The following is a 16,463-nucleotide window of genomic DNA, read 5'->3' on the forward strand; positions in this document are numbered from 1 at the left end:
TGATGAAGAATCTGAAATATTGGTTATTGGTTTCATCCGCACTTTCATGGTTCGGATGTTCTTCTTCGGTCAATGAAGATGGCAGAGGTTGTTCCTTTATCTGTGACAGTGTTCAATATAGAGTTGAATTTATGTCGGCGGGGTGCGTACGGATTCTATCTTATCCAGAAGGTGATACATTGGTAACAAAAAGATTGGTTGTCGATGCGGAGAAGCCTACATTCAAAGATTATAGGTACGCAGAGACGAAGCAGACATTTGTTTTTCGTACCCATGAGCTTTCTGTAACTTTCGACAAGGTCAATGCTGCTTTTATTTTTCACGAAGCATCAACAGGCAGATTACTGTTAAAAGAAAAAGACCATAAAAAGGCGCGTGACTTCAAACGCTCCGAAGCTGGTGGCGAACAATGTCTCGAAGTAATCCAACGCTTTATTCCTACTGCGGATGAGGCTATTTACGGACTGGGACAGTATCAGAACGGCATTATGAACTATCGTGGAAAGTCAGTACTCCTTTTGCAGGCAAATATGGATATTGTCAATCCGTTCCTTGTCTCGACCAATGGATATGGCATCTTATGGGATAACTATTCCTCGACAAAGTTTGAAGATACGGACGAAGGCTACTCCTTTATGTCCGAAGTGGGCGATGCTTCCGATTATTATTTCGTGTATGGCAGGAGCATGGATGAAGTTGTTTCCGGTTACCGGAAATTGACAGGAAACGTTCCGATGTTCGGGAAATGGGTGTATGGTTTCTGGCAATCCAAAGAACGATATAAATCGTTCGATGAACTGAAAGCAGTCGTAAAAGAATACCGCAGACGGGGAATCCCGTTGGATAATATTGTGCAGGATTGGGAATATTGGGGCGACAAACTCCATTGGAACAGTCTCACCTTCAATCCGCTTCATTTTGACAATCCCCGGCAGGTTATTGACGAGCTGCATCAGCAGGATAATGTACATTTCATGCTTTCCGTATGGCCCGGATTCGGACCGGAAACGGATGTTTATCACTCGCTGGATTCCATTGGTGCATTGTTTGACGAACCGACATGGGCGGGCTATAAAGTCTTTGACGCATATAACCCCGCCGCTCGGAATATCTTTTGGCAATACTTGAAGAAAGGACTTTATGATATGGGCGTGGATGCTTGGTGGATGGATGCTACGGAACCCTCTTTCCGTGAAGGATTTACCCAGTTGAAACAGGAAGAGAAAACTAAATCGGCCGGAAATACCTGCTTGGGCAGCTTCCATCGTTATCTGAATACCTATTCTTTGGAAATGCTGAAAGACTTCTACCGGCGCCTGCGGGCTGAAAGTAATCAGAAACGTATATTTATTCTTACCCGTTCCGCCTTTGCCTCACAGCAACATTATGGTACGGCAGTTTGGTCGGGCGATGTTTCGGCATCTTGGGAGAATATGCACAAACAACTGGTTGCCGGACTCAACTTATCCATGTCCGGTATTCCGTATTGGACTTCCGATACGGGCGGTTTCTTCGTAACGGAACGTGACGCGAAATACCCTGACGGACTGAAAAGCAATGATTATAAAGAACTGTATTCACGTTGGTTCCAGTTCAGTGCATTTACACCGATTTTCCGTGCTCACGGCACGAATGTGCCTCGTGAAGTCTGGCAGTTTGGTGAAAAAGGAACACCTTACTATGACAATCAGGTGAAATATATAAATCTGCGTTATCGCCTACTGCCTTATATCTACTCAATGTCTTACCAAGTGACGGCCGACGATTATACCATGCTGAGAGGATTGGCTATGGATTTTACAACAGATACTTGTACTTTCAATATTGACAACGCCTATATGTTCGGTACGTCATTATTGGTGCGTCCGGTATTTCATCCTCAATCGGAAGAAAAGGATATCGCTGTCTACCTGCCCGGACATGAAGGCAAGTATTGGTATGACTTTTGGACTGGGCAAGCCTTTGGCGGTGGAAAGGAGTGTGTACAGGCAAATGTACTGGATGTATTACCCCTGTATGTAAAAGCCGGTTCCATTCTGCCCTTGGCAGAAGTGAAGCAATATGCAATGGAGTGTCCCGACCACGAGCTGGAACTTCGTATCTATGGCGGAACAGACGCCTCTTTCTTATGGTATGAGGATGAAGGTGATTCTTACCGCTATGAAGAAGGCGTCAGTTCGCAAGTGCCGATGCAATGGAAAGATGCGGAACGGACATTGACTATCGGAAAGCGTGAAGGTAATTATCCCGGTATGCCGGAACAAATAAAAATGCATGTGAAATTATATCTGCCTGAAGGAACTGTCTTTGAAAACAAGGAATGTATCTATACAGGTGAGGCGATAAAAATAAAGTTTTAACTATAAGCGTATTTAGATTATGAAGAAGTTTCTCTATATATTTATGATGTTGTTCGTTGTGGGATGGGTACAAGCGCAGCAACGTGTGATATACACAATTAACGACGGATGGAAGTTTACCAAAGGTTCTCCGTTTGAAGCCCAGTTGGATAAATGCGACGACTCTTCATGGGAGACAGTCAATATACCTCATACCTGGAATGATAAAGATGCGGACGATGAAACACCGGGATTCTATCGGGGACCCGCCTGGTATCGGAAACAATTGTTTGTTGACAAAAGCCAGGAAGGTCGTCAAGTAATTATTTACTTTGAGGGTGCCAATCAGGAGGTACAACTCTATCTGAACGGTCAGTTCATAGGAGAACACAAAGGCGGATATACCCGTTTTTGCTTTGATATCACTTCCAATCTGCGTTACGGGCAAGAGAACCTGTTCGCTATTTGCGTGAACAACGTTTACAATCCCAATATCCCGCCTTTATCAGCCGATTTTACTTTCTTTGGCGGAATTTATCGTGATGTTTATCTGCAATTTATGAATCCGGTGCACATTGCAACAAATGATTATGCTTCATCGGGAGTCTATATCCGTACCCCCGAAGTGAACAACTCCTCAGCATCTATAGAAATAACCACTTTGCTGACAAACGCACTGTCCCACACTACGGAGGTCATTGTAGAAAACATGATTTGTGATGCAGATGGTAAAGAGGTAAAGAAAAAGATTGCGGAAGTTAAGCTGTTATCCGGTGAAACCAAAGCGAATATATCCGGGAAGATAAAAATAAATTCTCCTCGCTTGTGGGACATAGACGACCCTTATCGTTATATAGTATATACACGTATTCTTGATAAAGGAAAGGGAATCTTGCTCGATGAGGTCGTAAATCCCTTAGGCTTGCGTTGGTTTGAATTCGATTCGGAAAAAGGTTTTTTTCTGAATGGTAAATGGCGCAAACTGATTGGAACGGCACGTCACCAGGATTATTTCCACAAAGGGAATGCGCTTCGGGACGAACTGCATGTGCAGGATGTACTCTTATTGAAGGAAATGGGCGGGAACTTCCTGCGTGTTTCACATTATCCGCAAGATCCTGTTGTCATGGAGATGTGTGATAAATTGGGTATTGTGACTTCAGTTGAAATACCTGTTGTCAATGCTGTCACAGAAACAGAAGAATTTCTGTATAACTCTGTTGAGATGGCAAAAGAAATGGTGCGTCAGGACTTCAACCGTCCTTCTGTCATGATTTGGGGCTATATGAATGAGATTTTCCTGCGTCGTCCTTACACTGAAGGCAGGCAACTCGAAGACTACTACCGTTTTACGGAAAAAGTAGCCCGTGCTTTAGAAGCGACCATACGCGAGGAGGATCCTTCAAGATATACCATGATGGCGTATCATAACGCACCTGAATTTTACGAAGACGCTCATTTAACGGAGATTCCGATGATTCAGGGATGGAACCTGTACCAAGGCTGGTATGAGCCGGACATCAATGAGTTCCAGCGTCTGCTCGACCGTGCCCATAAAATGTATAAAGGAAAAGTGCTGCTGGTCACTGAATATGGACCGGGAGTAGACCCGCGTATTCATTCTTATCAACCGGAACGTTTCGACTTTTCACAAGAATACGGACTGATTTATCATAAGCATTATCTCAATGAAATGATGAAACGTCCTTTTGTGGCAGGTTCCAGCCTGTGGAATTTGAATGATTTCTATTCCGAATCCCGCATTGACGCAGTTCCTCATGTGAATAACAAAGGAGTTCTTGGGTTGGACCGTGAAGTGAAGGATACCTATTTGTTCTATAAAGCAGCCCTGGTTCAGCGTCCGATGCTTGTTATTGGTAACAGGGAATGGAAAACTCGTGGCGGAGTTGTGAATACGGAACAGAAAGAATGTATCCAGTCTGTTCCTGTGTTTTCTAATGCTGAAGAAGTGGAGCTGTTGGTCAATAACAGAAGTCTGGGGAAGAAAAAGACAGAGAGTGGTTATGCGCTGTTTGACGTACCGTTCGTCAATGGAGAAAATCAGTTGGAAGCTTTTGCAATAGTGGGTGATAATAAATTGCATGATATGCTTAGGATTCAATTCCGGATGACATCCTCGCAGTTGAAAGATAAAGCGATGCCATTCACGGAAATGAGTGTAATGTTAGGCTCTCCAAGATATTTTGAAGACCGTGAAGCCAATGTTGCATGGATTTCCGAACAGGAATATAAACCCGGTAGCTGGGGATTTGTCGGCGGGACTCCTTACCGTCGCAAGACAGGCTTCGGTACTATGCTCGGTTCGGACATTGACATCTACGGAACGGATATGAATCCCATCTACCAAACTCAACGCGTTGGGATAGAATCTTTTAAAGCCGATGTGCCGGATGGAGAATATTCCGTATATTTGCATTGGGCAGAGTTGGATTCGGACAAAGAGAGAGAAACTTTGATTTATAATTTGGGAGCTGATTCGGAACAGGCATTTGCCGGAAATCGCTGTTTCGGAATTTCCATCAACGGAACAACTGTTTTGGACGACTTCAATATTGCCCGTGATTATGGATATGCCCGTGCTGTAATCAAAAAGTTCATAGTAACGGTAAAAGATGGAAAAGGATTGAGTATCGACTTTCATAAAAAAGAAGGAGAGACGATATTGAATGCTATCCGCATCTATAAAAACTATTAATTGTAGATATTATAAAAATGATTCGCGCTATTTATCTATTGTCTTTCTTGCTTTTGCAATCCTTTCTTGCTTTGGCTGGAAATGTAAGCGGAAATGTGAAGGAGAATATTCCATCTTCATTGGATTTATATGTATGTATCGGACAATCTAATATGGCTGGTCGTGCAACATTGACGTCGGAAGTTATGGATACCCTGCAAAATGTGTATTTGCTGAATGATAAAGGAAGTTTTGAGCCGGCAGTCAATCCTCTGAATCGTTATTCTACAATTCGGAAGGATATGTCAATGCAACGTTTGGGGCCGGCTTATGGATTCGCCAAAGAGATGTCCCGTGAGGTGAAACGTCCCGTCGGCTTGGTAGTGAATGCGCGTGGCGGCTCTTCTATCAATTCCTGGCTGAAAGGCAGTAAAGACGGATATTACGAAGAAGCCATCTCCCGGATTCGGATTGCCGTGCAACAGGGCGGTGTTTTGAAAGCAATCCTATGGCACCAGGGTGAAGCCGATTGCTCCAATCCTGAAGCATACAAACAAAAACTCATCTCTCTGATGAAAGACTTGCGCGAGGATTTGGACATGCCGGATTTGCCGGTTATCGTAGGACAAATATCTCAATGGAACTGGACGAAAAGAGAAGCAGGAACAATACCTTTCAATAAAATGATAAAGAAAGTATCTTCATTTATACCTAACTCCGATTGGGTATCTTCGAAAGGCTTGGGATGGTACAAGGATGAAACAGATCCTCATTTCAATACCGAAGGGCAATTGTTATTAGGGAAACGCTATGCGGAAAAGGTTTTGAAGTTCTATAAACATAAATAAGCCGTCTTCTACGGAATAAAATAAAAGCCGGTTAGCGTCAGCGTGAGCTAACCGGCTTTTATTTTCTACTTGTCTTTTAAGGAGCTTCCCTTATCTTTCCCGAATATCCCCGGCAACCGTATACAGAATTGTGAATAACTAAATTGTACCCTGTTGATAGAAAATAACCGAATATGGTTAATTGTCTTATCCTTAATGAATTAACCTGTTGATAACTCTGTTAATATCCTTGTTGATAATTGAAGTGGGATTGTTGATAACGTCAGTAGGGAAGGGTTTTCATAAAAAAGAAGAACCGCATTCCTGCGATTCTTCTTTATCTTAGTTGCGGAGATCCGACTCGAACGAATGACCTTTGGGTTATGAGCCCAACGAGCTACCAACTGCTCCACTCCGCGATGTTTAACGGGTGCAAAGGTACGGCATTATTTGGAATAAACAAATTATTTGCAGGATATTTTTCTAATAAATAATCGGTTTTCTCTTATGTGGCTGAAAATGAGTAGGGTAATAGTAGAACTTTTTTTTAGTACCTATTAATATACAAATGTTAATATTCTCTCTGTTTTCTTGTATGGTCTAAAGAAAAGCGTTACTTTTGCTCAAAATATTCAGCAATGTGCAATTTGTAACCTATGACCGTATCCAAGACAAAAGCCAAATTAGTAGATGTTGCCCGTCAGCTTTTTGCGAAGATGGGAGTGGAGAACACGACTATGAACGATATCGCTCTTGCTTCTAAAAAAGGTAGAAGGACTCTATATACCTATTTTAAGAGCAAGGATGAAATCTATCTGGCTGTTGTAGAATCAGAACTGGATATCCTGTCGGATATGATGAAGCGGGTGTCGGAAAAGAATATCTCTCCGGATGAAAAGCTGCTGGAATTGATATATACCCGGCTGGATGCGGTGAAAGAAGTCGTTTACCGGAACGGGACGTTGCGTGCTTACTTCTTCCGTGATATTTGGCGCGTAGAGAAAGTACGTAAGAAATTCGACGCAAAAGAAGTGCAACTCTTTAAGGCGGTTCTTCTGGAAGGGCAGGCAAAAGGAGTGTTCCACATTGACGATGTGGAGATGACAGCCGATTTGATACATTATTGCGTGAAGGGAATTGAAGTGCCTTATATCCGCGGTCATATAGGCGCGCATCTGGATGAAGAAACAAGAAACAGATATGTGTCCAACATTGTGTTTGGCGCACTGCATAGAACAGAAATTTAATTAAATAACTTTTAGTATGGGATTATTAGACGGAAAAACAGCCATTGTAACCGGTGCTGCCCGCGGTATTGGTAAGGCTATCGCTCTGAAGTTTGCTGCCGAAGGCGCAAACATCGCATTTACTGACCTTGTCATTGACGAAAATGCAGAAAATACAGCCAAAGAACTTGAAGCAATGGGCGTGAAAGCCAAAGGTTATGCTTCCAATGCGGCTAACTTTGAAGATACAGCAAAAGTCGTAGAAGAAATCCATAAGGACTTCGGACGTATTGATATTCTGGTAAACAATGCCGGTATCACCCGTGACGGCTTGATGATGCGTATGAGTGAACAGCAGTGGGATATGGTCATCAACGTGAACCTGAAGTCAGCGTTCAACTTCATCCACGCTTGTACACCTGTCATGATGCGTCAGAAAGCAGGTAGCATTATCAATATGGCATCCGTAGTAGGTGTTCACGGTAATGCGGGACAAGCTAACTACGCAGCTTCCAAAGCCGGTATGATTGCATTGGCGAAGTCTATCGCACAGGAACTCGGTTCTCGCGGCATCCGTGCCAACGCTATCGCTCCGGGATTCATCCTGACAGACATGACTGCCGCTCTTTCTGACGAAGTTAGAGCTGAATGGGCAAAGAAAATTCCTTTGCGTCGTGGCGGTACTCCTGAAGATGTGGCAAACATCGCTACCTTCCTTGCTTCCGATATGTCTTCTTACGTATCCGGACAGGTGATTCAGGTAGATGGTGGTATGAATATGTAATCGGACAGAATGACTGTTGTATACGAAGACAACCATATCATTGTAGTCAACAAGACCGCTTCCGAGATTGTCCAGGCAGACAAGACGGGCGATACACCGCTTTCGGAAACTGTAAAGCAGTATCTGAAAGAGAAGTATCAGAAACCCGGTAATGTTTTCATCGGTGTGACACACCGGCTGGACCGCCCCGTAAGCGGCCTTGTCATATTTGCAAAAACGAGTAAGGCACTGACCCGTCTCAATGAGATGTTCCGCACCAGTGAGGTGAAGAAGACCTATTGGGCAGTCGTGAAGAACGTTCCGGAAGAAACGGAAGGCGAACTGGTGCATTTCTTGGTACGCAATGAGAAGCAGAACAAGAGTTATGCGTACGATAAAGAAGTGCCGAAAAGCAAGAAGGCGGTTTTGGATTACCGCTTAATCGGCCGTTCGGAGAATTATTACCTGCTCGAAGTCGATTTGAAAACCGGACGCCATCATCAGATTCGTTGCCAGTTGGCAAAGATGGGATGCCCCATTAAAGGAGACTTGAAATATGGTTCTCCACGCTCCAATCCCGATGGCAGCATTTGCCTGCACGCCCGAAGGGTGCGGTTCACGCATCCGGTATCCAAGGAACTGATAGAGCTTGAAGCTCCTCTTCCCGAAGGAAATTTATGGAAAGGATTTGAACTGTTTTAATCAGTGCAAATCCTTTTTCTTTTTGCCAAAAGAGTAAATCTGTCTGCCATCTCTCCAGTTAATTCCTGTGACAGCCGGTAAATTCCCCAATACCTGTTATATTTGCATCATTCGCTAATTACTATATTCAAATCTACCAAAGAAAAATACGAATGAAGGCATTTAAACTACTCGCACTTACTTCCTGCTTTTTACTTGTAGCGGGAAACGGAGTTGCACAACGGGATTATTCAAAGAGTGAAGGACTGCTCCGGTATGTCGACCCTTACATCGGCTCCGGCTATCATGGTCATGTATTTGTAGGGACGAGTGTTCCTTACGGAATGGTGCAGCTCGGCCCTAACAATATCCATAAAGGCTGGGACTGGTGCTCTGGTTATCATTACTCCGACAGCATCCTGATAGGTTTCTCCCATACTCATCTGAGCGGTACGGGATGTACCGATTTGGGCGATATTCTCATTATGCCGTTGAATGAAATCCGCACTCCCAGAGGCAATCAGGATGATATACGTGACGGCTATGCTTCCCGTTATTCGCATGACAACGAGATAGCCCGTCCCGAATATTACTCCTTGCTTCTCGACCGTTATGACATCAAAGCGGAACTGACAGCAACAGACCGTGTAGGCTTCCATCGCTACACATACCCCGACGGCAAACCTGCTTCTATATTGATTGACTTGCGTGAAGGGAACGGCTCGAACGCTTACGATAGTTATATCCGCAAGATAGACGATTATACAGTAGAAGGCTACCGCTACGTAAGAGGTTGGAGCCCTTCCCGAAAAGTTTATTTTGTACTGAAGAGTGACAAGAAGATAGAGCAGTTTACCGCATATGATGACAACACCCCGAAGCCTTGGAATCAACTGAAAGTGGCATCCGTAAAAAGTGTCCTCACTTTCGGCTATGAAAAAGAAGTAAAGGTTAAAGTAGCTATTTCTTCCGTTAGCTGTGCCAACGCTCTCATGAACCTACAAGCGGAACTTTCTCATTGGGACTTTGACAAAACAGTAAAAATGAGTGCCGACCGATGGAATAAGCAACTCGCAAGAATGAGCGTCGAAACGGACAACGAACCAGCCAAACGTATTTTCTATACCGCACATTATCATACCATGATTGCTCCTACGCTCTATTGTGACGTAAACGGAGAATACAGAGGGATGAATGATATGATTTACACTGACCCGAAGAAAGCCAACTATACCACCCTTTCTTTATGGGATACCTACCGCGCCCTACATCCCCTGATGACTATTGTTCAGCCCGAAATGGTAGACAATGTAGTCAATTCTATGCTTTCCATCTACCGCCAGCAGGATAAGCTCCCCATATGGCCTTTGATGAGTGGCGAAACCAATCAGATGCCGGGTTATAGCTCCGTGCCTGTGATTGCCGATGCTTATCTGAAAGGATTTACCGGATTCGATGCGGAAGAAGCGTTGCAAGCGATGAAAGCGACTGCCACTTATGAAAAGCAGAACGGCATCCCTTATGTGATGGAAAAAGGATATATCCCTGCCGACAAAGTCCATGAAGCTACTTCGATAGCCATGGAATATGCAGTAGATGACTGGGGCATTGCCGCCATGGCGCATAAAATGGGAAAGTACGAAGAGGCGGCAACTTACGCAAAACGTGCACATTACTATAAGAACTACTTCGACTCATCTAGCCACTTCATCCGCCCGAAGTTGGAAGATGGCTCTTGGCGCACTCCTTATGATCCGGCACGTTCCATCCACACCGTCGGAGACTTCTGCGAGGGTAATGGCTGGCAATATACATTCTTCGCTCCACAAGACCCGTATGGATTAATCGGATTATTCGGCGGCGACAAACCGTTTACTGCAAAACTCGATAACTTCTTCACCAACAATGACAGCATGGGTGAAGGTGCATCCAGTGACATTACCGGACTTATCGGTCAATACGCACATGGAAACGAACCGAGCCATCATGTTGCCTACCTGTATGCGTATGCCGGCGAACAATGGAAAACGGCAGAGAAAGTCCGTTTCATCATGGATGAATTCTATACGGATAAACCGGACGGAATCATCGGCAATGAAGATTGCGGTCAAATGTCTGCCTGGTATCTTCTTTCATCTATGGGGCTTTATCAGGTGAATCCGTCAGACGGTATATTTGTTTTCGGCAGCCCGTGCTTTAAGAAGGTCGAAATGAAAGTACGTGGCGGCAAGACATTTACAGTAGAAGCCCCTAACAATAACAAAGAAAATATTTATATCCAAAAGGTTTACTTGAACGGTAAGCCCTATAATAAGAGCTATATCACATACGACGATATAATCAATGGCAGCACTTTAAAGTTTGTGATGGGAAAGAAACCCAATAAGAATTTTGGTAAAGCTCCGGCAAACAGACCGGTTGTTCTGAACAAGATAAACGAATAAGAAGAAGATTGTTTTCAATAGGTAGTAAGATTCAGATAGTTGTTTGAACGTAAATTTCAGCCCTCTTCCGTAAAACCAATCAGATTTTATAGAAGAGGGCTGAATTGTGATTGACTGGTTCCTGGCTTATGGCAACGGGTCGGCCGCCGCAGGACGTTTCGGGTCATAAACGGCTACGCCTACTTTGGAATCCGCACAACCATAATATAAATACCATTTGTTTTTGAAGTAAACCATTCCTTCGATAAAGACCGTGCCGTCTACATATTGCCCGCTTTTCTCAAAGCTGTCCATCGGACGGAAGAACGGTTCGTCAAGACGGGTGATGAAACGCGTAGGTTCGTTGGCATCGAAGAGAGCTTGTCCGGCGGCGTAGACATTGGCGGTGTAGCGTTTGTCACCTCTTCCCGAATGGTTCTTGCCATTGTAGAGAAGGACGATACCTTTCGGGGTGTAGATAGCGGGCGGCCCGCATTCGGTAAGATGGCTGTCGAAATATCCGTCGCGGGGTGAGAATAATTTCTTCAGAGAGCCGTCGATGTTGACAACTGGTGTCCAGTTGATTAAATCGTCGGAAGTGGCGGCGAATACATGTTCTTCACCCCAATACATAAAGTATTTCCCGTTGATTTTCTTGATAATCTGCTTCCCTTTGACAACTTCCGTCAGGATAGAGCCGGATTTGCAACCCAGGTTGAAGAACTTCCCGTCAAATGCTTTGGCAAAGGCAGGGCCATGCTTTGTCCAGTCTTTCAGGTTGCGGGAAGTGGCTACGGCCAGACGAGGGACGTGACGGTTCCACTGGGTGTACATCATTACATACAATCCGTCTTCTGTTACGGTAACGCGCGGATCTTCGCAGCCACCCGGCCATTCCAACTCTTTTTGTGAATCATTAGCAGGATAGAACACAGGAGTTTTTTCCCGTTGGAAATGCATTCCATCGGTAGAAGTTGCGTAGCCGAGACGGGAAGTACGGTGACCGATGCCGACGCCCGATTTATCTTCCGCACGATATAATACGACAATATCCCCTTTGTAGAGTGTAGCAGCCGGATTAAAGGTGTCATTCGATTCCCATGCAATAGAATCTTTGGCTAAGGGACAATAAAACTTGGTGTTTTCTATAGGAGATATTACCGGATTTACATTCTTCGGACGTTCGAAACCGCCGAAAGCCCAATCGGGTAATTTGTTCTCTCTGGGATTGGAAGATTGATTGGAAGATTGCCCATAGGCTGCACAAGTCATTACTGACGTAGCAAATAGAAACAATAAAGTTGATTTCATATAGTCTGTATTACATTAATAGTTGATTGCTTCAGGAGTAATATTCCCCTTCTACATATAAATTGAAAAAAAGAAATATGCTGTCATCTGTCACATAATTGGATATAAATGATTGAACGATTGCTAATTATAGTGTGACAGCATGGTGTGACAACAGGGTGACGGCAGTGTGATAACGGCTTTTGCTGTCACATATTCCGGAAATAGAGAGTTGCTTGTTTCCCCGCTATGAGAGAAATTTTTCTTCATACCATGCCAAGATAGTGGCCGTAGCTTGAAACCGATGGTGCCGGCAAAGCGAAACTTTAGTTTCAACGGTGAGAAACTTTGGTTTCATCGGTGAGAAACTATAGTTTCATCAGCTTGAAACTTTAGTTTCATACGCTTGAAACTCTTGTTTCGAAGGCGTGAAACTATCTGTTCCATACGGTGAAACCAAAAGTTTCAAGGCATGAAACCATTGGTATCGCCATATGAAGCAATTATCTTATAGGCAAGAGCGGGGTAAGAACTACTGGATACTGTTCAGCAAGTCCACCTTTCCTTCATTGACAAGTTTCAGGATTAACTCTCCGAACAGCGTATTTTGCCAGGCAAACCAGGAGCGGGTGAAGTTTTTCGGGTCGTTCTTATGGAAAGATTCGTGCATGAAGCCCGTTCCGGCATCCGTATCCATCAGCATTTTGATGCAAGTCTTGATTTCCGCGTCGTTCTGACTGGTGAATGCTTTCATCATAATGCTCATCGGCCAAATCATATCATATCCGATATGCGGGCCGCCGATACCCTCTCCGGCAGTACCTTTGAAGAAGTAAGGATTATCCTCACTCCATACAAATTTGCGGGTATTCTGATAAATAGGGTCACTCACTTTCACATCTCCCAGATAAGGCAGGGCGATAAGGCTCGGCACATTGGCATCATCCATTAACAGTTGGTTGCCGAAACCATCCACTTCGAAAGCATAGATTTTACCATACTTCGGGTGATTGTAAACAGCATACTTTTTCAAGGCTTTTTCCACTTCGTCCGCAAGTCCGGTGCATTGCTTGGCCAAGTCCGGTTTCTTGTTGACCGTATTCAGGATTTCGGCCGCTTTGCGAAGGGAAGTGACAGCGAAGAAGTTAGACGGAACGAGGAACTGGAAAGTAGTAGCATCGTCGGAAGGACGGAAAGCGGAAGCAATCAGTCCGACAGGTTTTACAGGATTACCCCAACCGTCGTTAGTCATCGTGTCGAGCGCACGTTCCGTCTTGCGTTGGAAACGGTAAGGGCCTTTCGGGTCTTCTTTTCGTTGTTGTTCCTTAAACGTTTTCAGGACGTTGGCGATGGCTGCGAGCCATTCGTCGGAGAATACACTGGCATCTCCCGTCGTTTTCCAGTAATGATAAGCGAGACGGATAGGATAGCATAGCGAGTCGATTTCCCATTTCCGCTCATGCAGTTCGGGCTTCATGTCCGTAATGTCGCTCATCCATTCGCCCCCTTCGGAATTCATGTTGAAAGCATTGGCATACGGGTCGATATTGATACACTTGAACTGGCGTTTGATAACACCGGCCAGCATCTTTTTCAGTTCCGCGTCTTTGTTGGCGAGTTGGACGTAAGGCCATACTTGTGCGCCTGAATCGCGCAGCCACATGGCGTGGATGTCGCCTGTATAAACAAACGTATCATCTTTACCGTCAAAATGAACAGTGGTATCCAACGTATTCGGAAAACAGTTTTCGAACATCCATGCCAGGCGGGCATTCGTCAGCAGTTGCTTGATGTGCGCAATCTGTTGTTCCACAGCTTGCGAGACAAACAGGCGTTTCGATGCTTCCGGACGGTTCGTCTGATAATTGTTGATTTTGGTATTATCTTGTCGGATGATACCAAAATCATTGTTTCCCATAGCTTGTATGTTGGCAGCACCAAAGAGTGCCATAGACAAACAAAAGGCTTTAGTTATATTCATGGTAATAGTTTTTTTAGTTAATTAATTTCTGCAAAGAATTCGATAAGACAAGCATTGTCGAGCAGCCATTTATACTGCTCCTTGTTGTGTCCCGACCAATCCCTGCCTAATAGTCCGTTCTCGTCCCGATAGTTCTCCCAGGCGTGAAGCGCATTTCCTACCATAGCATCGACATACACCGGATTTTTGTCAACCTTATACAGGGCTTTCAGTCCCCTGAATAAAATCACGTTAAACCACGCCATGTCTTTATGTACTTTGGCAGTCGGGTCTTTCATATCGGCTTTTGTACGGAAAAAAGCATCCGTTCCTGCGGCTGTCTGTTGCGCGTCGCGCAAGTACTGTTCGTCTCCCGTCTCCTCGTAGAGCAACACACCTGCCTGAATCATTTGTCCACTGTTGTAGGCGTATTTCTCTTTGGAGACTTTCCCTTTCAGGTTGATGTTATCCCAGTAAAGATGGTCGGCAGGGTCGCACAGATGCTTTTTCGTCCAGGCGTAAGTCTCTTTTGCTTTTTCCAGATACTTGGCGTCTTTCGTCAGACGATACAACTTGACACCGAGTACAGTCGATGGCGCATTGGAACAAGTATGCTTCGCTTCCTTCTGCTGCTCGCACCAAAAGATACCACCACCCATCTCATCGCTCCAACCACTGTAAATATATTGATACAGTACAATCGCCTTTTCCAGAGATGCGGGCTTGCGCGTCAGTTGGTAATAATCGCAGTAATCCAGCGCAATCCAGATATTATCGTCATAGTAACGTCCGTGTTGCCCGTACTTTACAGGATACGACTGGTAACAGGCGGGCAGTCGGCTTTCGTCCCAATACTGCTCCATTCCCGGAAGAATCTTCTTGTCGAGTATCTTCTTGTACTTCTTGTTTCCGGTAGCCTTGTATAACGCCACACAACCCGACATCATCCCCGAATACGGCCATAGAAAAGACGCTTTCAGCGTTCCGTTCTGTTGCGTACCACCTGCCAGATAAGTGATTTTCTGGTCGGGATTGACAGGATATGTTTCTGTCAGTAGTCCGTCATTCGTCTGATACAGATTCAGCACATTGTACAGAATTGAGTCAGCAATAGAAAGATAACGGGTATTTCCCGGAGTCTTTCCTACTGCGGAAGTAAGGCAAAATAGCATACAGGCTGCAAAACATATATTTCTCATAGGAGTATCGGAGTTGGGAGTTGAAACTTTCAGGTTATTGGTGAAAAGCATCAGCCGAATGACGGATAGACGCCACGCGGCTGACAAAAATTACTTCTGCTGCCGCTCGTCAAACTCCAGTTCCACCTTTACAGGGAAATGGTCGGAAGGCGTGCGCGCCTGGTAAACCTTGATGTCGATTTCTTCCGGGCAGTCATTCGCCAGCTTCTTCTCACCGCTTCCTGCGATGCTGCGGTAAGTATCCGTCAGCACACCATACCTTTTCACATGGAAAGACGGAGACACGAATACGTGGTCGATGCGGCTTTCCGTAAAGCTGTTCGGGTCGAAGTCGTTGAACGTGCCGTTGATAGCATAGCGGAAGCCGGCCTTCTCGTAAGAGTCGCACAGTACTCCTTTGCTCACAAAAGCGTCATAAGACTGGTGAGTCTGGTCTACATTGAAGTCCCCCGTCAGGATGGCCGGAAGGTCTTTGCCTTTGCCAAGCTCTTTCATCTTGTCCTGTACGAGGAACGCACTTTCCACGCGTGCCTTCTTGCCGATATGATCCATATGCAGGTTGAAGAAAAGGAATTCGAAACCGGTGTCCTTGCACTTGAAATGTCCCCAACTGCAAATACGCGGCAATACGGCATCCCAACCTTTGCTAGGCACGTCGGGCGTTTCTGACAACCAAAAATCACCTTTCTCTATCACGTCAAACTTGTCCGTGCGATAGAAAATAGCAGAATGTTCACCTTTCTCTTTGCCATCGTCGCGACCTACGCCGATATAGTCATAACCGGGCAATGCTTCTTTCATGTCTTTCAGTTGATGAATAAAGCACTCCTGTGTGCCGAAAATATCGAAATCATGGTATTGCACCATTTGGGCAATGACCGGGTAACGTTGTCCCCAACCGTTGCCGCGGACAGAATCGCCACCGTTGGCATTTCTCAGATTGTAGGAAGCAACAGTGATGGAAGTAGGCTGATAGTTACTTTGACAACCGCAAAAGACTACCGTAACAATAGCAATAAATAAAAGGCTTTTAAGTTTCATGTTTTTATAGTTTGTTTGA

11 protein-coding genes and 1 tRNA gene are annotated in these 16,463 nt (G+C 44.8%); 7 read left to right on the forward strand and 5 right to left on the reverse strand.

The genetic code is table 11. The features are described from left to right. The first annotated feature begins 2 nt into the window (after positions 1 to 2). The 3 genes from AB5443_RS22390 to AB5443_RS22400 are packed head-to-tail and all read left to right on the forward strand — an operon-like array spanning position 3 to position 5,882. Complete coding sequence (locus AB5443_RS22390; RefSeq protein WP_195663139.1) at positions 3 to 2,360, forward strand: TIM-barrel domain-containing protein; 2,358 nt, start codon at positions 3 to 5, stop codon at positions 2,358 to 2,360. Positions 2,361 to 2,379: 19 nt separating this feature from the next. Then, entirely contained in the window at positions 2,380 to 5,055 is a 2,676-nt protein-coding gene (locus tag AB5443_RS22395) for a glycoside hydrolase family 2 TIM barrel-domain containing protein (RefSeq protein ID WP_368114050.1), read from the forward strand. Positions 5,056 to 5,072: 17 nt separating this feature from the next. Next, positions 5,073 to 5,882 carry a sialate O-acetylesterase gene (locus AB5443_RS22400; protein WP_195663137.1) on the forward strand — a complete coding sequence of 270 codons (810 nt, stop codon included), beginning with the start codon at positions 5,073 to 5,075 and terminating at the stop codon, positions 5,880 to 5,882. Between the two features lie 325 nt (positions 5,883 to 6,207). On the opposite strand, the gene AB5443_RS22405 is transcribed toward AB5443_RS22400, so the two are convergent. Then, positions 6,208 to 6,280: transfer RNA gene (locus tag AB5443_RS22405), tRNA-Met, on the reverse strand. 237 nt (positions 6,281 to 6,517) lie between these two features. Between AB5443_RS22405 and AB5443_RS22410 the strand changes: the two genes are divergently transcribed. From AB5443_RS22410 to AB5443_RS22425, 4 genes are all read left to right on the forward strand, one after another. Next, a complete protein-coding gene (locus AB5443_RS22410; RefSeq protein ID WP_022137737.1) occupies positions 6,518 to 7,108 on the forward strand; it encodes a TetR/AcrR family transcriptional regulator in 591 nt (196 codons plus the stop codon). A 16-nt stretch (positions 7,109 to 7,124) separates the two neighbouring features. After that, positions 7,125 to 7,871 carry a 3-oxoacyl-[acyl-carrier-protein] reductase gene (gene fabG, locus AB5443_RS22415; protein ID WP_010536417.1) on the forward strand — a complete coding sequence of 249 codons (747 nt, stop codon included), beginning with the start codon at positions 7,125 to 7,127 and terminating at the stop codon, positions 7,869 to 7,871. 9 nt (positions 7,872 to 7,880) lie between these two features. After that, complete coding sequence (locus AB5443_RS22420; protein WP_368114051.1) at positions 7,881 to 8,552, forward strand: RluA family pseudouridine synthase; 672 nt, start codon at positions 7,881 to 7,883, stop codon at positions 8,550 to 8,552. Between the two features lie 152 nt (positions 8,553 to 8,704). Next, positions 8,705 to 10,975, forward strand: a complete 2,271-nt coding sequence (locus tag AB5443_RS22425; protein ID WP_277132204.1) for a GH92 family glycosyl hydrolase — start codon at positions 8,705 to 8,707, stop codon at positions 10,973 to 10,975. Positions 10,976 to 11,101: 126 nt separating this feature from the next. On the opposite strand, the gene AB5443_RS22430 is transcribed toward AB5443_RS22425, so the two are convergent. The 4 genes from AB5443_RS22430 to AB5443_RS22445 form a co-directional block, all read right to left on the reverse strand. Further along, entirely contained in the window at positions 11,102 to 12,265 is a 1,164-nt protein-coding gene (locus AB5443_RS22430) for a glycoside hydrolase family 130 protein (RefSeq protein ID WP_022137734.1), read from the reverse strand. 511 nt (positions 12,266 to 12,776) lie between these two features. After that, positions 12,777 to 14,225, reverse strand: a complete 1,449-nt coding sequence (locus tag AB5443_RS22435; protein ID WP_368114052.1) for a glycoside hydrolase family 125 protein — start codon at positions 14,223 to 14,225, stop codon at positions 12,777 to 12,779. A 17-nt stretch (positions 14,226 to 14,242) separates the two neighbouring features. Beyond that, positions 14,243 to 15,376: a glycoside hydrolase family 76 protein gene (locus tag AB5443_RS22440; protein ID WP_368114094.1), complete on the reverse strand. Its 1,134-nt coding sequence runs from the start codon at positions 15,374 to 15,376 to the stop codon at positions 14,243 to 14,245. 117 nt (positions 15,377 to 15,493) lie between these two features. Then, positions 15,494 to 16,444: an endonuclease/exonuclease/phosphatase family protein gene (locus tag AB5443_RS22445; RefSeq protein WP_368114053.1), complete on the reverse strand. Its 951-nt coding sequence runs from the start codon at positions 16,442 to 16,444 to the stop codon at positions 15,494 to 15,496. Between the last annotated feature and the right edge of the window lie 19 nt (positions 16,445 to 16,463).

The sequence above is a fragment of the Bacteroides sp. RTP21281st1_H5_RTP21281_210402 genome, assembly GCF_040918965.1.
GTDB classification, from domain to species: domain Bacteria; phylum Bacteroidota; class Bacteroidia; order Bacteroidales; family Bacteroidaceae; genus Bacteroides; species Bacteroides congonensis.